Source organism: Arthrobacter sp. UNC362MFTsu5.1, from assembly GCF_000685965.1.
Lineage (GTDB): Bacteria > Actinomycetota > Actinomycetes > Actinomycetales > Micrococcaceae > Arthrobacter.
The window spans coordinates 21,954-46,402 of record NZ_JMLE01000034.1 but is presented as its reverse complement, the minus strand read 5'-3'; the positions used below and the strand labels follow the sequence as shown (position 1 = coordinate 46,402).

Genomic DNA, 24,449 nt, shown 5'->3' with positions numbered 1-24,449 from the left:
TGTCCGGCCGGGGCGCGCCCATCGGGTAGACGGCCTGGATGTCGTAGGTGACGGTGTCGCGGAGCATGTTGAACCACTGGCGGCAGCCGGTGCTGTGCAGCCAGCGCTCGGCGAACGTGCCCTTGGTGTTATCGCGGTAGAACAGGTACTCGGCCCACTCGCGGTCAGTCAGGTCATTCGGGTTTTCCGGGTAGGCCACGTGGGCCTGGCCGCCGTAGTGGAATTCGGTCTCGTCGCGCGAGCCGCAGTTGGGGCAGGAGATGAGCAGCATGTGCGTCTTCTTTCTGGGTGCTAGTGGGCGACGGCGGCTGCGCCGTGTTCATCGATCAGGGCACCGGTTTCAAAACGTTCCAGCGCAAACGGCTTATTCAGCTTGTGCGGGGCACCCGTGGCGATGTTATGCGCGAACGTCAGCCCGGCAGCCGGGGTCGCCTTGAAACCGCCCGTGCCCCAGCCGCAGTTCACAAACATGTTCTCCACCGGGGTGTTGCCCACGATCGGGGAAGCATCCAGGGTCGTGTCCACAATCCCGCCCCAGGTCCGCAGCACATGCGCCCGGGCAAAAATGGGGAACAGCTCGACCGCGGCGGCCATCTGGTGCTCAATCACATGGAAGGACCCGCGCTGGCCGTAACCGTTATAGGAATCCACGCCCGCGCCCATCACCAGTTCGCCCTTATGGGCCTGGGAGACGTACACGTGCACGTGGTTGGACATCACCACGGTCGGGTGGACCGGTTCGTGCAGTTCGGAAACCAGTGCCTGGAGCGGGTGGGACTGGATGGGGAGCCGGAATCCGGCCATTTCGGCCAGGACCGAGCTGTGCCCGGCGGCTGCGAGGCCCACCTTTTCGGTGTTGATCGTGCCCTTGTTGGTCTTGACACCCACCACGCGGTTGCCGTCCTTGATGAAGCCGGTGACTTCACAGTTCTGGATGATGTCCACGCCGAGTTCGTCGCATTTGCGGGCGAAGGCCCAGGCCACGTGGTCGTGCTTGGCGATGCCGGCGCGCGGCTGGTAGGTGGCGCCCATGACGGGGTAGCGGATGTTGTCGCTGATGTTCAGGATCGGGCAGAGTTCCTTGACCTGCTTCGGGTCCAGCCACTCCGCGTCCACACCGTTGAGCTGGTTTGCACCCACGCGGCGCATGCTCTCGCGGACATCGCCCAGGGTGTGGGCGAGGTTCATCACGCCGCGCTGGCTGAACAGGAAGTCGTACTCGAGTTCCTCGGGCAGGATCTCCCACAGCTTCAGGGCGTGCTCATAAATGGCCGCGCTCTCGTCCCAAAGGTAATTGGAACGGATGATGGTGGTGTTCCGGGCCATGTTTCCGCCGGCCAGCCAGCCCTTTTCCAGGACCGCGATGTTGGTCATGCCATGGTTCTTCGCCAGGAAATACGCCGTAGCCAGGCCGTGCCCGCCGCCGCCCACAATCACCGCGTCATAAGAGGACTTAGGCTCCGGGTTACGCCAAAGGAAATCCGGGTGCTCGGGGAGCTGGTGGGTGCTCACTGGGCTGCTCCAATCAGGTCTGCTTCGAAGGCGGCAGTGTCGGTGCCGCTGTTGAGGTGGGGGTAGAGGGGGAACTGTTCGGCGAGGGCGGTCACCCGGGCGCGGAGTTCGACGACGGTGCTGTCACCCAAGGTGCCGGTGCTCGCGGACGCAATCAGCGCCGTCGCGATGATGTCCGCTACTTCGGTGAATTCCTCGGCGCCGAAGCCGCGGGTGGCCAGGGCCGGCGTGCCGATCCGGAGGCCGGAGGACACCATCGGCGGGCGCGGGTCGAACGGCACGGCGTTGCGGTTCACGGTGATACCGATCCGGTGCAGGGCGTCTTCGGCCTGCTGGCCGTCCAGTTCAGAGTTCCGCAGGTCCACCAGGACAAGGTGGACGTCGGTGCCGCCGTTGACCACGGAGATGCCTGCCGCGGCAACGTCCGCCTGGAGGAGCCGGTCGGCCAGAAGCTTCGAACCCTGCAGGACGCGCTCCTGGCGTTCCTTGAACTCCGGGGAGCCGGCGAGCTTGAAGGCCACGGCTTTGGCGGCGATGACGTGCTCCAGGGGGCCGCCCTGCTGGCCGGGGAAGACTGCGCTGTTGATCTTCTTGGCGTACTGCTCCTTGGCGAGGATGACACCGCCGCGGGGGCCGCCGAGGGTTTTGTGGGTGGTGGTGGTGACGACGTCGGCGTACGGCACCGGGTTGGGGTGCAGCCCTGCGGCTACCAGGCCGGCGAAGTGGGCCATGTCCACCATCAGGTAGGCCCCCACGAGGTCCGCGATCCGGCGGAACTCGGCGAAATCGAGCTGGCGGGAGTAGGCAGACCAGCCGGCAACGATGAGCTTCGGGCGGTGCTCCAGCGCCAGCGCTTCGACTTCAGCCATGTCGATCCGGAGGTCGGACTCCCGCACGTTGTATGGGACCACGTTGTAGAGCTTGCCGGAGAAGTTGATCTTCATGCCGTGGGTGAGGTGGCCGCCGTGGGCCAGGCTCAGGCCCATGATGGTGTCGCCCGGGTTCAGCAGGGCGAACATGGCGGCGGCGTTGGCCTGCGCGCCGGAGTGCGGCTGTACATTGGCGAATTCAGCACCGAAGAGCGCCTTGACGCGATCGATGGCCAGCTGCTCGATGACGTCCACGTGCTCGCAGCCGCCGTAGTAGCGCTTGCCGGGGTAGCCCTCGGCGTATTTGTTTGTCAGCACTGAGCCCTGCGCCTCCATGACGGCGGACGGGGCGAAATTCTCCGACGCAATCATTTCCAGGGTGGACTGCTGGCGGCCCAGCTCATTGGCAATGGCCTGCTGGACCTCGGGATCGACTACGGAAAGTCGCTCGTTCAACTGCTCAACCACGGATGCTCCTTTGAGATACCACTCTTGCTGTAACTAATATATTAGTGTGAGGTCAATGGTATGATTGGTATCACAAAAGAGTCAATAGCGGGAAGCAAGTGGCACTGGGCTTCCGGTTAGGACCCGATCGCCCGGTAGTGAAGCTGGGCGATGAAGAACTGAGTAGCCATGAACGGAGCGGCACCTTGAATGCACTTCCTGTTTTGCCACCCGCCGAGGACGAAGTACTGTCCCAGGCGGAGGCCGCCTATCGGCAGCTGCGCGACAAGCTGATCATGCTCGAGATCCGGCCGGGCGAACCCATCAACGACGGTCAGCTGGCGGCCGAGCTCGGGTACGGCCGCACTCCGGTGCGCGAGGCAATCAAGCGGCTGGAAGTGGACCACCTGGTGGTGTCCTATCCGCGCCGGGGAACCTTTGCCACGACCGTGGACTTCACGGAACTGGCCGATGTTTCGGAGGTCCGGGAGCTGCTGGAGCCCCTGGCGGCACGCAGCGCGGCCACGAGAGCAAACGCCGCCATGCGCCGCGAGCTGCTGCACGTTGCCGACACCATTGCCGGGCTGGATCCGAATCCCAGCCAGTCCCGCGACCTCATGCGCTACGACCTGACCGTGCACCGGCTGATCTACAAGGCCGCAGCCAACCCGCACCTGGAAGACACCTTGATCCGCTACGACAACCTGGCCACCCGCATCTGGTGCCTGGTCCTGGACAAGGTGCCCTCGGTGAGCGGCCACGTCACCGAACACGTCGAGCTGCTCAAGGCAGTGGCGGCGGGCGACGCCGACAAAGCGGGCGAGCTGGCCCTGCACCACGTGACGAGCTTCGAAGAGACCATCCGCAAGGTGCTCTAAACGCTCTCTCACTTTCCGCCGTTAACAACGGAACGCTCTCTCACTTCCCTCAAGAAAGTGAGAGAGCGTTCCCCCTGAAGCGGCAGGAAGTGAGAGAGCGTCCCGTGGGGGCTGGCAGCCTTACCGGCCGCCTCCGCCGATCACCCCGGCTTCCACGGCCTTCGTGACGGCGTCCGCCTCGGCCTGGGTCAACTTGCCGTCGGTAACGGCGGTGTCCAGCCTGGTCTTGAGGGCGGCGGCACGTTCGGCCTGGCCCGCAGCCCGGATTTCCTCCAGGGCTGCGGTGACCTTGGATTCCTCGACGCCGAGCGACTCCGCCAGGGACTTGGCCATCGCCGCGTCCATGGCGGAGCGGTCCGGTTTGGTGCCTTCGGCTGGCGCCGTACCCTCGGCCGGCGCGGTGCCGTCTGCCGCCTCGGTGGGCTTGTTGGCGTCCCGGAAGGCCTGGATCGCTTCGGTCACCTTGGCTTCCTCAACGCCAAGCTTCGTGGCAAGGTCAGCGGCCAGCTGGCCGCGGTCCCCTCCCTTGTGGCCGCCCCGCTTTCCGCTGTCGGTGGCCGCGGTGCCGTCGGTGCTTGCCGACGCCGACGCCGTGGCACTCGGCGTCGGGGTTTCGGCGGCCGACGCCATTCCGGTGACTCCCAGGCCGGCGCCGAGCGCCAAGGCCCCGGCCGTCAGGCCAAGGGTTATTCTCTTTGTGCGTGACATCTGATGTCTCCTCGATCCGCCGTGTGAACGGCTCTTTGGGAAGAACGGCCGGTATGCACCGTCCTTCACTCAAAGATGCAGCGCCAACATAGGGCACTGCTGTTCGGATCCTGTCGGCAGGCTGTGAAAGCGGGCCGGGAGGTCATTCATCTGTCATGGCTGCCTGAATGTGGCGGTTCAGCCGTTTCTTTTCCAGCTCTTCGGCCACCGGACGTTCAGCAGCAGCAGACCCAGCAGGAGCGAGTCAATGGTCATGATTGCGGCCATGAGGTAGGCCCAGCCGATCATCATGGCTTGTTCACCACCAACCTGCGGCGTGGACACTTGGCGGGCATCGATGATCGCATATCAATCTCCTGACGTGGATCCCCCCAGTCAATCGATAGTCCACCAAGTGTGGCACGGCCGCGGCCCGGACGGAACGGCCCGCACTACTCGAATCCGGCCCTTGTAATACACCGAAAAGAGCGAGGAATACTCGTTAGATAATCGCCGCGCGGAGCTGCTTGGCGGCGAGCGCGGGATCGTCGGCGCTGTAGATGGAACCGCCGACGACGGCGACGTCCGCGCCCGCGCGCTGCACAGCTTCGATGGTGGAAAGGTTCACTCCGCCGGCCACGGAGAACGGCACGCGGGCTTCCTCGCCGGCGTTCAGCAGCACATCCAGGTTGTAGCCCGGCTTGGCCTGCTCATCCAGGCCGGCGTGGAACTCGATGAACTTGGCACCGAGGGCACGGGCTTCCTTGGCGCGGGTGACTTTGTCCGCGACGCCGATCAGGTCAACGACGATGCCCTTGTTGTGGGCCTTGGCTGCTTTGACCGCGCCGGCGATGGTGGAATCGTCCGCGCCGCCGAGGACGGACACCAGGTCCGCGCCTGCACTGAAGGCGATCTCTGCTTCCAGTTCGCCCGCGTCCATCGTTTTGAGGTCAGCGAAAACGATCTTGTCCGGGTGGGCGGTCTTGATGGCGGTCACGGCGGACAGGCCTGCGTTCTTCACCAGCGGAGTGCCGAGCTCGATGATGTCGACGTATTCGGCAACCTTGCCGGCGAGTTCGAGGGCTGCTTCGACGGTCAGGACGTCCATGGCGACTTGCAGTTTCATGTGTCTGTTCCTTGCTTGTTGAGGGGTTTGGTTGGCTTGGTTTGGTGCGGCTATTCGAGATTTGCGTGGCGGAGCCACAGGTCTTCCGGCGCGATGGCTTCTTCATCCCAGAGGCTTTGGAACACCGCTTCCGTGGTGGTGAACAGCACCTGTTCGAAGAGGCTGCCCGAATACTGCCGGGAGACAGCCGAACCGTGGTCCGTCTTTTGTGCGGCGGGAATTACGACGACGGCGGACGCCGCCTCCGCGAGCGGTGAACCCGGGTTGGTGGTGTACACGGCCACCCGCGCGCCCTGGGCAGCTGCGGTCTGTGCCGCTTTGACAACACTGGACGTGGTGCCGGAGCCGGAGGCGGCGAGCAGCACGTCTCCGGCCGTAATGGCAGGGGCGGTGGTCTCGCCCACCACATGAACCGCCAGCCCCAGGTGCATGAGCCTCATGGCGGCCATTTTCAGGACGAGGCCGCTGCGGCCGGCGCCGGTGACGAAGATCCGCTTCCCGTAGCGGATTTCCGCGGCAAGGGCGGCAACCTGGTTCGGATCCACCCGGGCGGCTGTCCGCTGGATCTCGTCCAGCACCAGGAGCTGGTTCCTGGTGACCGATGTTGCTTCGGCTGTGTCCGGCGTTCCAGCCAGGGCTGCAGGTTCGGCGTCCGTGATGACACTCAAGGGATTACCTCCTTCGGGGCGGTTGCTGTCCTTCAATCCTCTGACGCCGAACGGGTGGGCGCCACGGCATAATCGGACGGTTTTCCCCACCCAAAGGGATAGGCATAACCGAGAATTTCCATACAATGGATGGGTGCCAGTCACCGCAGAAGCCACCCTTTCCACCCTCACGCCTGAGCCGCCCGCGGGCCTGATGCCGCTGCTGGAGGCGATCACACGCCTGTCCGCGGCTCCGCTGACCGAGATTGCCCAGAGGCTGCACCAGGCCACTGCGCCGTACCTGCGCAGCAGCGCCCTGGTGATCTTTACCGAAGACTGCACGGGGCGTCCGCAGAAGAAGTCCGGCGACGAGTCCGTCATCAGCAGGGTCTCCATCGCCGAGCTGGACCACATCAGGACGTCGCTGAATTCGAGTGGAACCTGGCGCGGCACGGCCGCGATCGGGGGCACGGACCGCACGGCCCTGGCCCTGGGTTCACCCACAAACGCGTTGCTGGTCCTCACCGACCCGCAACCCGTGGGGCAAGCCAGCCTAGACACCGGAGCCGGCGGAACCGGCGGGGAAGCACAGCTGCCGTGGCAGGTCGGCTACCTCTGGAACCTCGCCGCCGAGCGGATCCGGGAAAAGGTGGCGGATGCACCGCCGTCGTACCTCATTGAGTCCCGGGCGGCTTCAGCCGAACGCGTCAGGGTGACGGCGGAGCTGGTGGACCGGCACTCGACAACCCTGGAGACCCTGCTCGCCGCCCTCCGCTCCCCCACCCTTCCGGACGAAACTGCACGAAAGTCCGCCACCGACTTCGCCGCCAAAGCGCTTGTGGAGCTGCGGACACTCAACGACCGCACCACCGAACTCGTCGAAGAACCCGTGGCCACGGCGTTCCAGCGCCTCCGCGAGGATCTCCGCCCCCTCATGCACTTCAGCGGTATCGACGTCCAGTTCATCGAGCCGCCCGTCAACGGCCGCGCCCTCCCCGGGGAAGTTGCGCATGCCGCCCGGGCGATCGTCCGCGGACTGGTGCTCGCCATGGTTGAACAGCCGGATGTTCGGCGCATCCGGACCCAGTGGGATTGCGACGGCGCGAACCTCCTCATCAATGTGCGCGACGACGGCCTGGGCAGCCTCTCCGCAGAGGCCCCCAGCATCGCCCGCCTGGCGCAGCGGGTGGAAGTCTTGGACGGCCGGATGGCGATCGACCTCATGCAAGGCTGGGGTGCCGACGTCGCCGTCACCATTCCGCTGGACCCGCCCGGGCGCACGTTGCCCGACGTCGCCGCCTGGAACCTGGGCGACCGCGAATTGGAAGTGCTGCAACTGCTTGCCGCCGGGCAGCGGAACCGCGCGATCGCCGGAAAACTGCATGTCAGCGAGAACACCGTCAAGTTCCACCTGCGCAACATCTACCGCAAACTCGGAGCCACATCCCGCACCGAGGCCATCGCCTTGGCGCACAGCAACGGGCTGCGCAACTAAATGGGAATCGAAGTTCGTCCGGCAACGGAGTTTGAGGACGTCAAGACGATGGTGGGGCCCAGGCGTCCGGACGCGACGGTGTGCTGGTGCCTGAGCTACCGCATTCCCGCCAAACAGAACGCGGCGCTGAAGAGCACTGCCCGCGGGGAACTGGTGCAGGAGCTGGTGGCGCAGGATCCGCCGCCCGGAGTTCTGGCGTATGACGGCGGGGAGGTAGTGGGCTGGGCAGGCGTCCATCCGCGCACCGATACCGGCTTCGCCCGAAACCGCCGGATCCCCCACGTGGACAATCTGCCGGCGTGGTCGGTCTGGTGCATCAGGGTGCGGCCGGGATATCGCGGCAGGGGGATCTCCCATCAGCTGCTGCAGGGCGCGGTCGAGTTTGCGCGCTCATACGGCGCCCCCGCCATTGAGGGTTACCCGGTGGATAACCAGGGCAGGAAAGTGGATCTGACGATGGCCTATGTCGGCACACGCGGGCTTTTCGAGAAGGCAGGCTTCACCAAGGCCGCGGACACCGACTCCGTCCTCAACGGTTTCCCGCGCGTGCTGATGCGCCGCGACCTGCGCTGACCGCCGGCCCCGCAGCGGTTCCGAGCCCATTCGAATGTGCTTCCTGCCATCCTCCCCCCAGGCCCGGACTGATGCCACTGCATGATCGGACGGTTTCGCCTACCCGAACGGGTGGGGGTATGGCGGGAGCGTTCGAACGTCCGCTGCAGGGGTCAGGTCATATTCTTGACAACGCCTGTGAGCTACCGCACTCTGTTGCATAAGCTGAACCTTGTTGATCACTGCGGAACACGAAGGCAACGACCGATCCGGTCCTCACCCGGCGTGCCAGTTCCCTTCGTAGAAAGTCATGGTCCTGGACTGCGCCTTTATGGCCCTGACCTCCGAGGACCCACCGAACCTGTCCGCGGGGCCTGCGCAGGCACCCTGCATCGAAGCCCCGCCAATACTCAGTAAGGAAACCTTTATGACAAACAAAGGTGACATAACAACCGCTCAAAGAAGCAAAGACAGACAGAACTCCCGCAGGCTAACGATGTCCGACATCAACATCGTGGACCAGCGGATGCTTAAGAAGGCCCTCGGCGGCACCATCGTGGGCAACACCATGGAGTGGTACGACGTCGGCGTGTTCGGCTATCTCATCACCACCATGGGACCCGTATTCCTGCCGGAGGCAGACAAGGGCGTCCAGACCCTGTTCCTGCTTGGCACCTTTGCCGCAACGTTTATCGCCCGCCCTCTCGGCGGCATGGTCTTCGGCTGGCTGGGCGATAAGGTGGGCCGCCAAAAGGTGCTGGCAGCGACCCTCATGCTGATGGCGGCAAGCACCTTCGCCGTCGGCCTCCTGCCGGGGTACGCACAAGTTGGCATCTGGGCGGCCGCGCTGCTGGTGCTCCTGAAGCTCGTGCAAGGATTCTCCACGGGCGGCGAGTACGCCGGCGCCACAACCTTCGTGTGCGAATACGCCCCGGACAAGCGGCGCGGGTTCTTCGCCAGCTTCCTGGACATGGGCTCCTACATCGGATTTGCCCTGGGCGCTGCCACGGTGTCCCTCCTGCAGGTCACCCTGGGGCAGGCGGCCATGGAGGACTGGGGCTGGCGGATCCCGTTCCTGGTGGCCGGGCCGCTGGGCCTGGTTGCAATCTACTTCCGGAACAAGATCGAGGAATCGCCCCAGTTCCAGGCAACCCTTGACGCGCAGGAGGGGGCCGCCGTCGAAGCTGCCGCGGGCGACAAGGATGTTGCCGGCGGTCCGCTGGGCGTCATGCGGACCTACTGGCGCCCGATCGTGCTGGCCATGATCCTCGCGGGCGCGGCCAATACCGTGGGCTACGCCCTGACGTCCTACATGCCGACATACCTGACCGAATCCAAGGGCTATGACCCGGTCCACGGCACGCTGCTGACCATTCCCGTGCTGGTGGTGATGTCACTGTGCATTCCGCTCACAGGGAAGCTCTCGGACCGCATCGGGCGCCGCCCGGTGCTGTGGATCGGAGCCGGAAGCACCATCCTGTTTGCCGTCCCCGCGTTCCTCCTGATCGGGATGGGCGAGATCTGGTCGACCCTGGCCGGACTGTCCCTGGTCGCCTTCCCCGTGACGTTCTACGTAGCCAACCTGGCCTCGGCGCTGCCGGCGCTGTTCCCCACTTCGTGCCGGTATAGCAGCATGGGCATCGCCTACAACTTCTCCGTTGCGATTTTTGGCGGGACAACGCCCTTCCTGGTGCAGGGCCTGATTGAGGCCACGGGCGATGACATGGCCCCCGCGTACTATCTGATGGCGACATCGGTGATCGGCGCGATCGCCATCTATTTCCTGAAGGAATCTGCACGCCGCCCGCTGCCCGGCTCCATGCCGAGCGTGGACACCGCAGCCGAAGCGCACGCGCTCATCGCAGCCCAGGACAACGATCCCTTCATCGAATGGGACGAGACGCCGTTCGAGCAGCGCGCCGAAGCCTCGGCGGGAGCTGCCCGGGCCTAACCGGCACGCATTCTCCACCGGCTCGTGCGCGTCGCGCACCCGCACGTGTCCCCGTCGCAGTCAGCGACGGGGACACAGCCTTTTGTCTGGTCAGTGGTGGCGGCCAAAACCGGCTATTGACCGCGCCGGCTCGTCAGTATACGCTTGCCAGAATCACTGATATATCAATAAAGTTATTAGTCATATATCTGCCGCCTTCCATCGGGTTCCGGTAGACAGCAGGTACGCCACTGCGGCCAAGCCTCGTGACCGTGCTGGGCGGTCAACCAGCACGCAAAGCCCCTCGGGAACACACGGCACCCTTTCCGCCCCAGCCCCTAGCAGCCAGGAATGGACAAATGATCGGTTCAGAAAAAACTATCGACAACCACGGCAGGCTTGCATCGCAGCAGCCCACGCCCGGCGGTGGTGCGGCCGCGGCCGACGAGCTCATCGGCGAAGCGCTGGGGCTGGCCGACGCATCCGTGCTCTCCGGCAAGCCTCTTGCCAAGCTGATCCAGGAGAAGGCCCGGGCCGAAGCCAAGGCCCTGGCCGACGAGGGATCGGCTCCAACCCTCGCCGTCGTGGTTGCCACGGAGGACAGCTCTACACACTGGTATGTGCGTTCCATCGAGCGCGCCGCGGAAAACGCCGGCATCGGCTGCAGGATCATCGACGTGGGCCATGACGCCACCGAACAGGTGCTCGTCGCCGTGCTGAAGGACCTCAGCGCTGAGCCGTCCGTCAACGGAATCATTCTGCAGACTCCCCTGCCTCCCGGCGTGAAGGCCGACGAACTGGCCAAGCACATTTCCCCGGCCAAGGACATCGACGGCGCAAACCCGCTGAGCCTGGGGCTCCTGGCCGTGGGTGAACGCGCCTTCGCGCCAGCAACGGCACGCGCCGTCGTCGAAATGCTGGACTACTTTGAAATTCCGGTGGCCGGGCGGCACGTGGTGGTTGTGGGCCGTTCCACGGTGGTCGGCAAGCCGCTGGCCCTGCTGCTGTTGCAGAAGGACGCCACCACCACCGTCTGCCACTCCAGGTCCGGTCCGCTGCGGAGGTACACAAAAACTTCCGACGTCGTGGTTGTTGCCGCCGGCCGCACCGGCCTGATCACAGGGGACGACGTTTCCAAACATTCCGTGGTCATCGATGTGGGGACCAATGTGCTTTCCGACGGCTCACTCGCCGGCGATGTGGACGGCACCAGCGTGCGCCCGGTAGCTGCCGCGCTAACGCCGGTCCCCGGCGGTGTGGGCTCCGTTACAACAGCGCTGCTGCTGCTCCACGCCGCCGAAGCGGCACGGGAACAGTCCCGCACCGCCCGGACGACGGTGTTTGCATCATGACCGGCGTCGCGACATCACCCCGCGCCGCGGATCCCGCCGTGGGCGGCACCAAGGTGGTGACAGACTGGACCGCGCTCATCCCGGGTGATTTCGTCACAGTGCTGGAGGGTCTCACAGTCCCATGTTCAGGCTGGATTGACGAAGTCACCGAGGATGGCGCCATCGTATGGCTCGTCTTATCGCTGGGGCGCGGCCGCCGCATGTTCTTTCGCGCGGACGGGGACATCATCACGGTCAACATGGCGTGACCAGAGCCCCGTCTTCGGGAACCAACAGGCCCGCCCAACCATCTAACCAACGAGGGAGCACCCAGTGGCAGCTCAAACCCTTGCGATCGTCGGCGGGCCGGGATCAGACGGCGGGCGGCCCGCCGTCGGCGATCACACCTGGGCGGCAGCACGCCGCCTGGCTTTCGACTGCGCCCGCCCCCTCGGGCTGGAGCGCGTCCCGCTTGGCGAGGCGAACGGACGAACCCTGGCCGCCGACCTCATCACCTTGCAAGAGATGCCGCACTACGCTTCGTCCGCAATGGACGGCTGGGCAGTCTGCGGTGATGGTCCCCGGGTGCTTAGGGAACCGGGGATGCCGCTCGGGAGCAGCCACGCCATCCTGATGGTGGACGGCAGCGCACCGGCCGGCGAGGTGCTGATTCCCGCAGGGACAACCCTGAATCCCGCCCATGTCGCTTTGGCGGCCGTTGCCGGCTTCGATCGGCTGGAAGTACGAGGCAAGCCACTGGTCAAAATACTGGTCAGCGGTTCGGAGGTGGTGACTTCCCGGTTCCCTGCAGCCGGGCAGGTCAGGGATGCGTTCGGGCCCCCGCTCGGCACCGTCATCGGCATGCTCGGGGGCACTCCTGGACCGCTGGTCCGCATCGGCGATTCCTACGAGGAATGGCTTACAGGGCTGGGCGCCGCCGAAGCGCCGATGGCCCAGTGGCCCGACGTCGTTGTGACCACCGGCGGGACCGGACGCTTCGGTGCGGACCATTTCCGGAAGGCCATCGCCGCCCTTGGCGGACGGCTCCTCATCGATGGCGTGGCCGTGCGGCCGGGCCACCCCGCAGCCCTGGCCAAACTTCCCAACGGGCGGTTCATCATCGGACTTCCCGGCGACCCGCTGGCAGCCCTGATGGCACTCTTCACTGTTGGAGGTCCCCTTCTGGCCGCACTCGGCCATCAGCCGCTGGCCGAGACCACTCAGGTACCCTGCGGTGAGACGATCTCCGCCCACCCTGCCTCCACCCGGCTCATGCCGTTCCGCTGGATCAGCGGCCTGGCGGTTCCGGCCCGCTACGCCGGGCCCGGAATGCTGCGCGGGCTGGCTGCCGCAGACGGCTTCTTGGTAATCCCTGCGCGCGGGGCTCAACGGGGCGAGCCGGTGGCGGCATTGGGTCTCCCCTGGCGCCCGGAACTGTAGCCGTGGGCCTGCCCTCGCCGGCGTTCACGTCCTCGGAACGGCTGGCATCTCCCCTGCGAATCCGACGCCCGGGCAGCTAACACAAAGCCGCGTGATGACGTCCGCGCGCCCGCCTCAGTCTAGGATCAGAATTGGGAATCAGGTGGGACAAGGGCGAGCCTGACCTCCGGTCACGGCAACAACACGGGAGCATCTCTGATGGCTGCAAGAGACGAACTAGGGACTGACAAGGATCCGGATATCCAAGGCGGAGGTGTCCAGTCAGTGGACCGCGCCCTCCAGATCCTGCAGATCCTTGCCCGTGACGGCCATGCCGGAGTCAGCGAGATTGCCGAAGAAATGGGCGTTCACAAGTCCACCGTCTCGCGGTTGCTCGGCTCGCTGGTGACCCGGGAGATGGTGCACCAAAACAGTGATCGGGGAAAGTACCAGCTGGGGTTTGGCGTCCTCCGCCTGGCCAGTTCCATTCCGGGCAGGCTGAGCCTGGTGCGGGAGGCACGCCCGGTGCTCGAAAGCCTGGCCGAGGAATTCAAGGAAACCGTCAATCTCGCGGTGCTTCGTTCCAACTATGCGGTGAACGTGGACCAGGCCATGGGGCCGTCCACGCTGGCCACCTATGACTGGGTGGGCAGCCTTACACCCCTGCACGCCACCTCCAGCGGCAAGGTGCTCCTGGCAGCCTTGCCGGCCGATGAACGGGAGCGGATCCTGAAGAAGACGGGCCTGGCAGCCCGGACACAGCGGACCATCACCAGCCGCAAGGAACTTGAAAAGCAACTCCTCGACGTGTCCCGCGACGGCTACGCGGTGGTCCACGAGGAGTTCGAGATCGGTCTCACCGCCATTGCCGTCCCGGTCTGCAACCATGCTGGAACGGTCATCGGGGCCGTGAGCATCTCCGGCCCGTCGTTCCGCTTCGACCCGGAAAACACTCCCGGCCTGATCCAGGGCCTCCGGGACGCCGGCCTGGTCATCAGCGGAAAAATGGGTTACACCGGGCATTAGGCACCAAACCGGTGATCGGGCGAGTCCCTGTCTCGACAGGATCGGCCCACCGGCCGTCCTGACCCTGTACTACGCCAGAACGACGGCGACACACCGGCAAGTCCGGAGTGTCGCCGTCGTTCGCGGTTTAAACAGGGTCACGACGGCGGATGGCTCGGGCGGCTCGGGTGGCGGGGCGGGCCTTTGCGGGGGTCAGCCTGCGGCGTAGACGTCGGTTTCACGTTTCAGCCGGCGGGTGATCAGCTCCACCCTCCTGGACATGTGCGTGCCCACTTGGAGCCTGTCACCGGGCCAGCTGGAGGCCTCCCGGGAGTCTTCGAGCGCCTTGGCCAGGGCGCGGGACAGGGCATAGACCTTCCAAACGTGCTTCAGGTGGTGGACGGCCCGTTTCTTGTAGCCGGGCGCTTGCTGCATCAGGCGGACGGCGGCGCGCGCCATGGCGTCGCCCAGCAGTTTCTCCCCGCTGTGAATTCTTTCCATGCGGACCTTCACCATCCCCAGTGCGCCGACCCATGTCGTTGAGTGCTTCCTTCGAGTGTGGCGAAGGCAGCTCAGCGTCCGCTCAAGGCTCTGCAAGGATTTGCTCAAGACCCGGCCGGCGGGCTGACGGAGTATGTTGGGAAACCGACGAAAGGTGGATCTCGATGACGGAACCGGACTGGGTCCAACACGCTATCTGGTGGCACGTGTACCCGATCGGCTTCGTAGGCGCGGAGCAGGCGGCCGGCGCTGCGGACCGGCACCCGGACCGGACCGCGGACCACCGGCTCGGCCAGCTGGTTCCCTGGCTCGATTACGTCGTGGAACTCGGAGCTTCCGGGCTGGCCCTGGGGCCGGTCTTTGCCTCGGAGACCCACGGCTACGACACCACGGACTACTTCCGCATCGACCCCCGGCTGGGCGACGACGCGGACTTCGACGAGCTCATTGCCCAGTGCCACGCCCGCGGGCTGAAGGTCCTGCTCGACGGCGTCTTCAACCATGTGGGCCGCAGTTTCGGGCCCTTCCAACGCGTGCTCACCGAAGGGCCCGGCGCTCCCGCCGCCTCATGGTTCCGCCTGCAGTGGCCGGAGTCCGGGTGGACGCCGGGGACCGAGCCCGGCTATGACGACTTCGAGGGCCACCACCACCTGGTGGCGCTCAACCACGACGAACCCGCGGTTGGCGTCCTGGTCACGGACGTGATGAAGCACTGGCTGGGGCGCGGGGCGGACGGATGGCGGCTGGACGCAGCGTACGCCGTGCCGGCGTCGTACTGGGCGCCGGTGCTGGCGGAGGTGCGCCGCGACTTTCCGGAGGCCTACTTCGTGGGCGAGTACATCCACGGCGACTTCGCCGAAGAGGTGGAGCGGAGCACCCTGGATTCGGTGACCCAATACGAATTGTGGAAGGCGGTCTGGAGTTCCCTCAACGATGCCAACTTCTACGAACTCGCGTCCGCCCTGGAGCGCCACAACGGGTTCCTGGACAGCTTTGTGCCGCTCACGTTTGTGGGCAACCACGACGTCACCCGCCTGGCCAGCAAGCTGGACAACCCGGACCAGTTGGCGCTTGCACTCACTGTCCTGCTGACGGTGGGCGGGACGCCCAGTATCTACTACGGCGATGAGCAGGCCTTCCGCGGCGTCAAGGAGGACCGCGCCGGCGGCGATGACGCCGTCCGTCCGGCGTTCCCCGCCGGCCCCGCGGAACTGGCAGCGGCCGGCTGGCCCGTTTACCACCTGCACCAGGAGCTGATCAGCCTCCGGCGGCGGCATTCCTGGCTGCACCGGGCGCGCACCACCGTGCTGACGCTCAGCAACGAGCACCTCGTCTACCAAGCCAGGGACGACGGCGGTGCGGACAACGGCGAAACAGGCGACGGCGGTGCGCTGACAGTCGCGCTGAACCTTTCGGCCACGCCGGCGGACCTGCCCGTGCCGTCCGGGGCAGGCACACTGCTGGCCGGGCAGGGCCGCCAGCGTCCTGAACGGAACGTTGTCAGCCTGCCCGGCTTCGGGTGGGCGGTGCTCGGGATCGGCTAGCGGCCTAGCCGGCCGCCGGACCGGCCAGCGCCGCAGCAGGCTGCGCAGCCGCGCCCTCATGGTGCGTTACGGTCTCCGCCAGGTGCGGCACGAAGCGGACGAACATGGCCTTGAAGCCGGGGGTGTTCGACTCCCGTGCCACGTTCTCCTTGTGGACCAGGGCGTTGGCTTCGGGGAAGTACGCGGCCGCGCAGCCCTTCGCCGTCGGGTACGCGACCAGGCGGAACTTGTCCGCCTGCCGGTCGTGCCCGCGGAAGGTGCTGACCACGTCCACCAGGTCCCGGTCCTGGAAGCCGAGCTCGGCCAGGTCCTCCGGGTGGACCAGGATCACGCGCCGGCCGCCCGAGATCCCGCGGTACCGGTCGTCCAGCCCGTAGAACGTGGTGTTGTACTGGTCGTGGCTGCGCATGGTCTGGAGCACCAGGTGGCCCTCCGGCGGGGTCAGGTATTCCAGTGGACTGACCGTGAAGCGGCCCCGGCCGATGTCCGTCTTGAAGGACCGGGTGTCGCGCGGCGGGTTGGGCAGCACAAACCCGTTTTTGGTCCGGACCCGGGTGTTGAAGTCCTCGAACCCCGGCAGGACGCGGGAGATGTGGTCACGGACCACGTCATAGTCCTCGGCCATGGCCTTCCAGTCCACGGAATGGCCGGGGCCAAAGGTCGCCTCGGCCATCCGCGCCACGATGACCGGCTCGGCCAGCATGTGGTCGGAGACCGGCGCCAGCCTGCCCTGGGTGGAGTGGACCACTGACATGGAGTCCTCCACGGACAGGAACTGCGCACCGCCCGGGTGCTTGTCGTCCTTGTCCGTCCGGCCCAGTGTGGGCAGGATCAGCGAGGTGCGGCCGTGCACCACGTGGGAACGGTTCGGTTTAGTGGAGATGTGCACCGTCAGGCCGATCCGCTGCATGCCCGCTTCCAGCGTCTCCGTGTCCGAGCAGGCGAGGGAGAAGTTTCCGCCCATGGAGACAAAGACGTCCACCTCGTCGCGCTCAAAGGCTTCCATCGACTCGACAGCGTCGTAACCGTGATGGCGCGGGGACTGGATGCCGAATTCCTTGTCCAGCGCCTCGAGCAGCCACTCCTTCGGCTTTTCCCAGATTCCCATGGTCCGGTCACCCTGGACATTGGAGTGTCCGCGGACCGGGCAGGCGCCCGCGCCGGGCTTGCCGAAGTTCCCCTGCAGGAGCAGGACGTTCACCATTTCCTTGATGGTGTCCACCGAGTGCGGCTGCTGCGTTACACCGAGGGCCCAGCAGAAAATGGTGGCCTTGGAGCGGATCAGCATCCCGGCAACAGTTTCGATCTGTTCGCGGGACAGGCCGGTGGCCTTCTCGGTTTCCGCCCAGTCCAGCTCGCCGCGGGCCTCGCGGTAGGCATCGAACCCGTCGGTCTGCGCGTCGATGAAGGAACGGTCGACGACGGTGCCCGGGTTGCGTTCCTCCTCCACCAGGAGCAGGTGGCCCAGCGCCTGGAACAGTGCCAGGTCACCGCCCACCTTGATCTGCAGGTACTCGTCGGCCAGCGGCGTGCCGCCGCCCACCACACCCGAGACGGTCTGCGGATCCTTGAAGTTGAACAGCCCTGCCTCCGGCAGCGGGTTGACCGCCACCACCTTGCCGCCCTTGTCCTTGCACTCCTTCAGGGCCGAGAGCATCCGGGGGTGGTTGGTGCCGGGGTTCTGCCCCACCACGAAGATGAGCTCGGAATCGTGGATGTCCTCCAGGGACACGGTCCCCTTGCCGATGCCGATGGTCGGGTTCAGCGCCGAACCCGAGGATTCGTGGCACATGTTGGAACAGTCCGGGAGGTTGTTGGTGCCCAGGGCGCGGGCGAACAGCTGGTACATAAACGCAGTCTCGTTCGCCGTGCGCCCGGAGGTGTAGAACACGCAGCGGTCCGGGGTGGAGGCCCGGATGTGTTCACCGATCAGGTCAAAGGCCTCCGCCCAGGAGATCGGCGAATAGTGGGACTCGCCTTCGCGGATCACCACGGGCTCGCTGAGCCTGCCCTGGTTGCCCAGCCAGTACTCCGTCTTTCCCGAAAGCTCGGCGATGGAATGCCTGGCCCAGAACTCGGCGCCGACCGTGCGGAGGGTGTTCTCCTCGGCCACTGCTTTGGCGCCGTTCTCGCAGAACTCGGCCGCTTTGCGCTTCGTGGCCGACTCCGGCCAGGCGCAGCCGGGGCAGTCGAACCCGCCCTGCTGGTTCAGCCGCAGCAGAGACTGCGCCGTGCGGGTCACGCCGGCCTGCGCGACGGCACGCTCAAGTGCCACCATGACGGCCTTGACCCCCGCGGCCTCAGTCTTCGGCTTGTGGACTTCGAGTTTGTCCTCGTTGATGTCCTCGACCGGCGCCGGCTGCCGGCCGAGCTTGAGGGGATTCACTGGTTTACCCGGGCCAGCGTCTCGCGCTCCGCACCGATGGTGGTGTTGTCGCCGTGGCCCGTGCGGACCACCGTGGCGGCAGGCAGGGTCAGCAGCCGTTGCCGGATGGAGTCGAGGATGGTGGGGTAGTCGCTGTAGGACCTGCCCGTGGCACCTGGTCCGCCGTTGAACAGCGTGTCTCCGGTGAAGACCGTCCCTTCATCCTCGAGGTTGAAGCAGGTGGATCCCGGCGAGTGTCCCGGGGTGTGCAGTGCGCGCAGGGTGGCCCCGCCCACCTGGAAGACGTCGCCGTCCGCGAGGTAGCGGTCCGGCTTGACGTCGGGATAGACCTGTTCCCACAGCACCAGGTCGTCCGGGTGGAGGTAGATCGGCGCGTCCACGGCCTCGGCCACGGCCCGGGCGGCCCCGATGTGGTCGTTGTGGGCGTGCGTGAGCAGAATGGCCAGGACCTTACGGCCGCGGACCTGGTTGATGATCGCAGCGGCGTCGTGCGGGGAGTCGATGATCACGCATTCGTTCTCATTCCCCACGATCCAGACGTTGTTGTCCACGTCCCAGGTGCCGCCGTCGAGCGAAAACGTTCCCGAGGTGACCAGGTTTTCGATGGTGACGCTCATACCGACGCGGCTTCCGGGGCGGTCTCAGCGGCGGTGACGGTTTCAGCGCCCGGGTGGATTTCGACCACGGACCTCAGCACCTTGCCCTCGTGCATCCTGGCGAATGCCTCCTCCACCTGGTCGATGGTGATGCGTTCGGTGACGAAAGCGTCCAGGTCCAGGTTGCCCAGCTTGTACTGGGCCACGAGCATGGGGAAATCCCGGGACGGCAGGCAGTCGCCGTACCAGGAGGACTTCAGGGAACCGCCGCGGCCGAAGACATCCAGCAGGGGGAGCTCGAGCTTCATGTCCGGCGTCGGAACGCCCACCAGCACCACGCGGCCGGCGAGGTCGCGCGCGTAGAAGGCCTGCTTGTACGTTTCGGGGCGGCCCACCGCTTCAATCACGACGTCGGCGCCGTTGCCTCCCGTGAGTGCACGGATGGCCTCGATGGGATCTTCCTTGCTGGAGTCGACACCGTGCGTGGCGCCCAGGGACTTGGCCATTTCCACCTTGTTGGCGTCGATGTCCACCGCGATGATCGTGGTGGCGCCGGCCAGCTTGGCGCCTGCAATCGCGGCGATGCCCACGCCGCCGCAGCCGATGACGGCGACGGATTCGCCGCGCTTGACCTCACCGGTATTGATGGCAGCGCCGATACCTGCCATCACACCGCAGCCGAGGAGCCCGACGGCGGCGGGATCGGCGTCGTCGTCGACCTTGGTGCACTGCCCGGCGGCGACGAGTGTCTTCTCCGCGAAGGCGCCGATGCCCAGCGCGGGCGAGAGCTCCGTGCCGTCCTCAAGCGTCATCTTCTGCGTCGCATTATGTGTGTTGAAACAGTACTGCGGCTGGCCCTTCGCGCAGGCGCGGCATTCGCCGCACACGGCACGCCAGTTCAGGATCACGCGGTCGCCGGGGGCCACTTCGGTGACGTCCGGTCCGACGGCGCTGACCACACCGGTGGCCTCATGGCCCAGCAGGATGGGGAAATCGTCGGTGATTCCACCCTGCTTGTAGTGCAGGTCCGTGTGGCAAACGCCGCAGGTCAGGATATCCACCAGCGCCTCGCCCGGGCCGGGATCCGGCACCAGTATGGTCTCCACGGAGACCGGAGCGTTCTTTTCCTTGGCGATGACGGCTTTTACTTTGTGAACCATGATTTGTGTGTTCCTCTCCTGAGCCCGGGGGGACTCGTTGGCAACGGCACCCGTTGCCAATCTAGCTGACTCGTTGCGGTTCCAAATCTTCGTGCAGTCGGGCCTGCACTACGGTGTGCGCTGCTTCCCGCGCGCGGACGGCTTCCTGCGTGCGGACGGCGCCGCCGCACGCCCTGCCAGGATGCCCGTCCGGTGCCTGAACTTCAGACGGTAGAGCAGTGCCCCGACAATCGCGACTGGACCGACGAAGATTACGCCGCCCCGGTGGACGGCGAGGCGGTACGTGCTGAACAGCCGGAACACGACGCCGGTGCTCTCTGTCATTCTGCAACGTCTCCTTGTGCGTCGTGAGGACCCGGCGGGGAACGCCGCCCCTTGGATCGGGAAGCCGGCCTGCACACCCTGGAGTCAGGTCCGCTGAATTGCGTATTACACAACACGATGCACAAAGCGCGTACTGGCAATATGACAGCCGCCACACGGCGTGTCAACAGATCGCCGAAGAGCGATAGGCGGGAGCGCTCCAGATTCTTATCGGCAGGCAAGGTTTCTGCAACAGCGTCGCTCTCAATGCAACATATTTTCATCAACCAGGCGTTGATTCATCCGTCTGGGCGCAATTTGGATCGCAATGTTCACGAATCTGAAACCCGCAGGTATTGACTGTGTTACATGTCACGTCTAATCTGGTGCAACAGCGTTGCGCTGAATGCAACCCCAACAACTTGGTGGATACATGAGTAACGAAACTTCCTCTCCCGCTCTTGCGGGAGGCCTGGAGGCAGAGCCGGATGGCATGCATGAGGGCCGTCCCGCCGGCCGCAGTACGTTGAGCGGCCAGAATTTCCAACCTGCTGACGACGGTGTCAGCAGGGACACGCGCCGCAGGGTCATCGCGGCCAGCTTCATCGGCAACTTCGTTGAATGGTTCGACTACGCCGTTTACGGCTACCTGGCCGTCACGATCGCCACCGTCTTCTTCCCTGAATCAGATCCCCAGACCGGGCTTCTGCTGACGTTCGCCCTGTTCGCAATTTCATTCCTGGTGCGCCCGCTGGGCGGGTTCGTCTGGGGCCATATTGGTGACAGGGTGGGACGGCGCACGGCCCTCTCCCTGTCCATCCTGATCATGTCCGGTGCGACGTTCTGCATAGCCCTCATTCCGGGCTACGACACGATCGGCCTCTGGGCTCCGGTCCTGCTTTTGATCATCAGGGTGGTTCAGGGCTTCTCAGCCTCAGGCGAGTACGCCGGAGCGTCGGCCTTCCTCGTCGAGTACGCCCCGGCCAACAAGCGCGGCCTCTACGCCGCGGTGGTTCCCGCGAGCACCGCAGCAGGCTTGCTGCTTGGCTCCCTGCTGGCGGGCCTGCTGACTATGCTGCTCAGTTCCGATGCGATGCAAAGCTGGGGCTGGCGGCTGCCGTTCCTGCTGGCCGCCCCGATGGGTCTGATCGGACGGTACATCCGGACCAAGCTGGAGGACACCCCCGTATTCCGCGAGATGGCTGCGGAAGACGATGCCGTCAAGGCACCTGTTTCAAGCTTGTTCCGGAACCACTGGCGGCAGCTGCTGCAGGCCGTCGGAGCCGTGCTGCTGAACGCCGTCGGCTTCTACGTGATCCTCAGCTACATGCCCACCTACCTGTCCTCGGAGCTGGGCCTCGGTGAGACCGAATCATTCCTGGCCACCACCGTCGCACTGGTGACGTACATCGGCTTCATCTTCCTGACGGGGATGCTGTCGGACCGTTACGGACGCAAGAAGGTACTCATTGCCGCGTCCGTCAGCTTCATCCTGCTGACGGTGCCCGCGTTCGCGCTTCTGGGAACCGGCAACTTCCTGGTGATTGTCCTGGTCCAGATCCTGCTGGGCGCCATGCTCACGCTCAACGACGGGACGCTTCCGAGCTTCCTGGCGGAGATGTTCCCCACCCGCGTCCGCTACAGCGGCTTCGCGGTCAGCTTCAACCTCTCCAACGCGCTCTTCGGCGGCACCGCCCCGTTCATGGCAACGCTCCTGATCGCCGCCACCGCCAGCGACCTGGCGCCGGCCTGGTACCTCGTCGCTGCGGCAGTCATCTCCCTGATCGCCGTCGCGCTCTCCAGGGAAACCTGCAAAGAGCCGCTGCGCCACGAATAAAGACTTTCCTCCCACCTCAAAGTAACTGCACCACAGAAAGGCACCACCACAATGACCACCACAGCATCCGAGAACGCAACCTCCGTCGCCGAACTGGAGCGACTCAAAGTCCTCAAGAACGGCGATAAGGTCAAACTGACATTCTCCGATACCGAGTTCGAGCGCCGCATCGCGGGCCTGCGCCGCATCATGGCGGAAAAGGATCTGGACGCCGTTGTCCTGACCAGCTACCACTCGATCAAGTACTACTCCGACTTCCTTTTCACCACCTTCGGCCGCTCCTACGCCATGGTTGTCACCAAGGACGACACCGTCACCGTCACCGCCAACATCGACGCCGGCATGCCCTGGCGCCGCAGCTTCGGCGACAACATCGTCTACACGGACTGGCGCCGGGACAACTACATCTTCGCCATCCAGGAAGTGCTGCGCACCCGCGGCATCAACCCCCGCCGCCTTGGCGTCGAGGACGATTCGCTGCCGCTGGATAACCGCAACAAGATCCAGGCCGCCTTCGCCGGCGCCACCCTGGTGGATGTGGCCCAGGCTGCGATGCGCCAGCGGATGATCAAGTCCGCAGAAGAGATCGAGGTCATCAAGCACGGTGCACGCATCGGCGACCTCGGCGGCGAGGCCATCCGCAACGCCATCACGGCCGGCATCACCGAGTACGAAGTCGCCCTGATCGGCACCGAGGCCATGGTCCACGAGATTGCCCGGACCTTCCCGGATTCCGAAATCCGCGACACCTGGGTCTGGTTCCAGTCCGGCATCAACACGGACGGCGCCCACAACTGGGCCACCACCCGCAAGATCCAGGAACACGACATCCTGTCGCTGAACTGCTTCCCGATGACCTCGGGCTACTACACGGCGCTGGAGCGCACCCTGTTCTACGGCGAACCGGATGCCCGCTCGCTGGAACTGTGGAACATCAACGTCGAGGTCCACAAGCGCGGACTCGAACTCATCAAGCCCGGCGCCGTCTGCAAGGACATCGCTGCTGAACTGAACGAGATCTACGTGGGCCACGGCCTCCTGGCCAACCGCACCTTCGGCTACGGACACTCCTTCGGCGTCCTCAGCCACTACTACGGCCGCGAGGCGGGACTGGAACTCCGCGAGGACATCGACACCGTGCTGGAACCGGGCATGGTGGTTTCCATGGAACCGATGATCACCGTCCTCGACGGCGAGCCGGGCGCCGGCGGCTACCGCGAGCACGACATCCTGGTGGTCGGGGAAGACGGCGCGGAGAACATCACCAAGTTCCCGTTCGGCCCGGAATACAACATCATCGGGGCCTAACCAGCACCGAAAATGCCAACACCCCAAAGCGGCGCCACGTCATCCGTGGCGCCGCTTTCGGGCTCTCATACGGAATGATGGTGGACACCATGACCTCTGAAGAAACTCCTGAAACCACTACGAACGGCGACACCAAAGGCACGTCGGTCATCGTCAACGCCATCGCCGTTCTGCGGAGTTTTACCGCTGACGAGCCGCTGCTCGGCGTCACCGAGATAGCCAACCGCGTCGGGCTGCACAAAAGCACCGTCTCCCGCATTCTGGCCACGTTCGAACAGGAACACCTGGTGGAACGCGATCCGGAGACCCGCAGGTTCCGTCTGGGCCTGGGCCTGATCGCCGTCGCCGGACCGCTGCTGGCCGAACTCGAAGAGCGCCGTGTGGCCTACCCCGTGCTGCGCGAACTTACGGAGCAGACCGGCGAAACGAGCGCGCTCATGGTGTGGAACGGGTCGGAGTCGATGTGCGTGGAGCAGATCGCCAGCCACCACCAGATCAAGCACACCACTCCGCTGGGCGCGCGGTACAAGGATGCCCTCAGCGCCTCGGTGCAGGTCTTCCTTGCGGCCGAGCCGGCCGAGCGCGTGCGGGTATTGCTCCGGAGCGGCGAAATTGCCCATCCCGGCCTGGACGAAACCAGCCTCGAGGCGTACCTGATCCGGCTGGGCGACGTTGCCAAGCGCGGCTGGGCCACCAATTACGGCGAGTCATCCCTGGACGAGGTGGGCCTGGCCGCCCCCGTCTTCGACCACCGCGGCGACATCGTGGCGGCGGTCCTCATCCCGGCGCCCCGCTTCCGGGTTTCCCCGGACACACTGCAGCGCCTCGGGGAGTCCTGCAAGGCGGCCGCGGACCGGGTCACAGCCCGCCTCGGCGGCGCCGCCCCCGCCCGCTGACCCCGACGCTGACCCAGGAA

Annotated in this window: 24 protein-coding genes; 12 read left to right on the top strand and 12 right to left on the bottom strand. The window is 65.5% G+C overall.

Going from position 1 to position 24,449, the window contains the following annotated elements; translation table 11 throughout:
* The 3 genes from BS38_RS0121525 to glyA all read right to left on the bottom strand — a co-directional run.
* Positions 1–271 (bottom strand): sarcosine oxidase subunit delta (locus BS38_RS0121525; protein WP_028272643.1); only part of this gene is annotated, 271 nt, incomplete at its 3' end.
* A gap of 20 nt (positions 272–291) precedes the next feature.
* Positions 292–1,512: a sarcosine oxidase subunit beta family protein gene (locus BS38_RS0121520; protein WP_028272642.1), complete on the bottom strand. Its 1,221-nt coding sequence runs from the start codon at positions 1,510–1,512 to the stop codon at positions 292–294.
* On the bottom strand, positions 1,509–2,849 hold the full coding sequence (glyA, locus tag BS38_RS0121515; RefSeq protein WP_028272641.1) for a serine hydroxymethyltransferase: 1,341 nt from the start codon (positions 2,847–2,849) through the stop codon (positions 1,509–1,511). Before glyA ends, BS38_RS0121520 begins: the two co-directional genes overlap by 4 nt.
* Before the next feature lie 185 nt (positions 2,850–3,034).
* Between glyA and BS38_RS0121510 the strand changes: the two genes are divergently transcribed.
* On the top strand, positions 3,035–3,706 hold the full coding sequence (locus tag BS38_RS0121510) for a GntR family transcriptional regulator (protein ID WP_043439575.1): 672 nt from the start codon (positions 3,035–3,037) through the stop codon (positions 3,704–3,706).
* A 120-nt stretch (positions 3,707–3,826) separates the two neighbouring features.
* Here the strand turns inward: BS38_RS0121510 and BS38_RS0121505 are convergent, their stop codons facing one another.
* The 4 genes from BS38_RS0121505 to hxlB all read right to left on the bottom strand — a co-directional run bounded on the left by BS38_RS0121505 (position 3,827) and on the right by hxlB (position 6,187).
* Positions 3,827–4,414, bottom strand: a complete 588-nt coding sequence (locus tag BS38_RS0121505; protein WP_028272639.1) for a hypothetical protein — start codon at positions 4,412–4,414, stop codon at positions 3,827–3,829.
* Between the two features lie 177 nt (positions 4,415–4,591).
* Positions 4,592–4,738: a hypothetical protein gene (locus tag BS38_RS27250; protein WP_156037210.1), complete on the bottom strand. Its 147-nt coding sequence runs from the start codon at positions 4,736–4,738 to the stop codon at positions 4,592–4,594.
* Between the two features lie 157 nt (positions 4,739–4,895).
* A complete protein-coding gene (gene hxlA, locus BS38_RS0121495; RefSeq protein ID WP_028272638.1) occupies positions 4,896–5,519 on the bottom strand; it encodes a 3-hexulose-6-phosphate synthase in 624 nt (207 codons plus the stop codon).
* Positions 5,520–5,569: 50 nt separating this feature from the next.
* Positions 5,570–6,187 (bottom strand): 6-phospho-3-hexuloisomerase, encoded by a 618-nt coding sequence (gene hxlB / locus BS38_RS0121490; RefSeq protein WP_051629076.1) that lies wholly within the window; start codon positions 6,185–6,187, stop codon positions 5,570–5,572.
* Positions 6,188–6,380: 193 nt separating this feature from the next.
* Here hxlB and BS38_RS0121485 point away from each other — a divergent pair, with 193 nt between their 5' ends.
* From BS38_RS0121485 to BS38_RS0121455, 7 genes are all read left to right on the top strand, one after another.
* On the top strand, positions 6,381–7,661 hold the full coding sequence (locus BS38_RS0121485; RefSeq protein WP_043439572.1) for a helix-turn-helix transcriptional regulator: 1,281 nt from the start codon (positions 6,381–6,383) through the stop codon (positions 7,659–7,661).
* Positions 7,662–8,234 (top strand): GNAT family N-acetyltransferase, encoded by a 573-nt coding sequence (locus tag BS38_RS0121480; RefSeq protein WP_028272635.1) that lies wholly within the window; start codon positions 7,662–7,664, stop codon positions 8,232–8,234.
* Between the two features lie 406 nt (positions 8,235–8,640).
* On the top strand, positions 8,641–10,164 hold the full coding sequence (locus tag BS38_RS25930; RefSeq protein ID WP_051629075.1) for an MFS transporter: 1,524 nt from the start codon (positions 8,641–8,643) through the stop codon (positions 10,162–10,164).
* A 338-nt stretch (positions 10,165–10,502) separates the two neighbouring features.
* Positions 10,503–11,495 (top strand): bifunctional 5,10-methylenetetrahydrofolate dehydrogenase/5,10-methenyltetrahydrofolate cyclohydrolase, encoded by a 993-nt coding sequence (locus BS38_RS0121470; RefSeq protein ID WP_081819003.1) that lies wholly within the window; start codon positions 10,503–10,505, stop codon positions 11,493–11,495.
* Complete coding sequence (locus BS38_RS25925; protein WP_043439554.1) at positions 11,492–11,743, top strand: hypothetical protein; 252 nt, start codon at positions 11,492–11,494, stop codon at positions 11,741–11,743. The genes BS38_RS0121470 and BS38_RS25925 overlap by 4 nt, the downstream gene beginning before the upstream one ends.
* Positions 11,744–11,807: 64 nt before the next feature.
* The gene (locus tag BS38_RS0121460) at positions 11,808–12,914 is read left to right on the top strand and encodes a molybdopterin-binding protein (protein ID WP_051629074.1); all 1,107 of its coding nucleotides are present in this window, start codon (positions 11,808–11,810) and stop codon (positions 12,912–12,914) included.
* 198 nt (positions 12,915–13,112) lie between these two features.
* Entirely contained in the window at positions 13,113–13,919 is an 807-nt protein-coding gene (locus BS38_RS0121455; RefSeq protein WP_028272632.1) for an IclR family transcriptional regulator, read from the top strand.
* 192 nt (positions 13,920–14,111) lie between these two features.
* Here the strand turns inward: BS38_RS0121455 and BS38_RS25920 are convergent, their stop codons facing one another.
* Entirely contained in the window at positions 14,112–14,399 is a 288-nt protein-coding gene (locus BS38_RS25920; protein ID WP_156037209.1) for a hypothetical protein, read from the bottom strand.
* A gap of 164 nt (positions 14,400–14,563) precedes the next feature.
* On the opposite strand from BS38_RS25920, the gene BS38_RS0121445 reads away from it, so the two are divergent.
* Positions 14,564–15,943, top strand: coding sequence for an alpha-amylase family glycosyl hydrolase (locus BS38_RS0121445; protein WP_028272631.1), 1,380 nt, complete (start codon positions 14,564–14,566; stop codon positions 15,941–15,943).
* A gap of 4 nt (positions 15,944–15,947) precedes the next feature.
* Here BS38_RS0121445 and BS38_RS0121440 read toward each other — a convergent pair whose 3' ends face one another.
* The 4 genes from BS38_RS0121440 to BS38_RS0121425 all read right to left on the bottom strand — a co-directional run bounded on the left by BS38_RS0121440 (position 15,948) and on the right by BS38_RS0121425 (position 20,409).
* Complete coding sequence (locus BS38_RS0121440; RefSeq protein ID WP_028272630.1) at positions 15,948–18,329, bottom strand: FdhF/YdeP family oxidoreductase; 2,382 nt, start codon at positions 18,327–18,329, stop codon at positions 15,948–15,950.
* Positions 18,326–18,946: an MBL fold metallo-hydrolase gene (locus BS38_RS0121435; protein ID WP_028272629.1), complete on the bottom strand. Its 621-nt coding sequence runs from the start codon at positions 18,944–18,946 to the stop codon at positions 18,326–18,328. The genes BS38_RS0121440 and BS38_RS0121435 overlap by 4 nt, the downstream gene beginning before the upstream one ends.
* Complete coding sequence (locus BS38_RS25915; protein WP_043439550.1) at positions 18,943–20,085, bottom strand: S-(hydroxymethyl)mycothiol dehydrogenase; 1,143 nt, start codon at positions 20,083–20,085, stop codon at positions 18,943–18,945. The genes BS38_RS0121435 and BS38_RS25915 overlap by 4 nt, the downstream gene beginning before the upstream one ends.
* 108 nt (positions 20,086–20,193) lie before the next feature.
* The gene (locus BS38_RS0121425) at positions 20,194–20,409 is read right to left on the bottom strand and encodes a hypothetical protein (protein WP_028272628.1); all 216 of its coding nucleotides are present in this window, start codon (positions 20,407–20,409) and stop codon (positions 20,194–20,196) included.
* A gap of 412 nt (positions 20,410–20,821) precedes the next feature.
* Between BS38_RS0121425 and BS38_RS0121420 the strand changes: the two genes are divergently transcribed.
* The 3 genes from BS38_RS0121420 (at position 20,822) to BS38_RS0121410 (ending at position 24,429) form a co-directional block, all read left to right on the top strand.
* Positions 20,822–22,225 carry an MFS transporter gene (locus tag BS38_RS0121420; protein ID WP_028272627.1) on the top strand — a complete coding sequence of 468 codons (1,404 nt, stop codon included), beginning with the start codon at positions 20,822–20,824 and terminating at the stop codon, positions 22,223–22,225.
* Between the two features lie 51 nt (positions 22,226–22,276).
* Positions 22,277–23,533 (top strand): aminopeptidase P family protein, encoded by a 1,257-nt coding sequence (locus BS38_RS0121415; RefSeq protein ID WP_028272626.1) that lies wholly within the window; start codon positions 22,277–22,279, stop codon positions 23,531–23,533.
* Between the two features lie 77 nt (positions 23,534–23,610).
* Positions 23,611–24,429, top strand: a complete 819-nt coding sequence (locus BS38_RS0121410) for an IclR family transcriptional regulator (protein WP_043439548.1) — start codon at positions 23,611–23,613, stop codon at positions 24,427–24,429.
* Positions 24,430–24,449 lie beyond the last annotated feature (20 nt).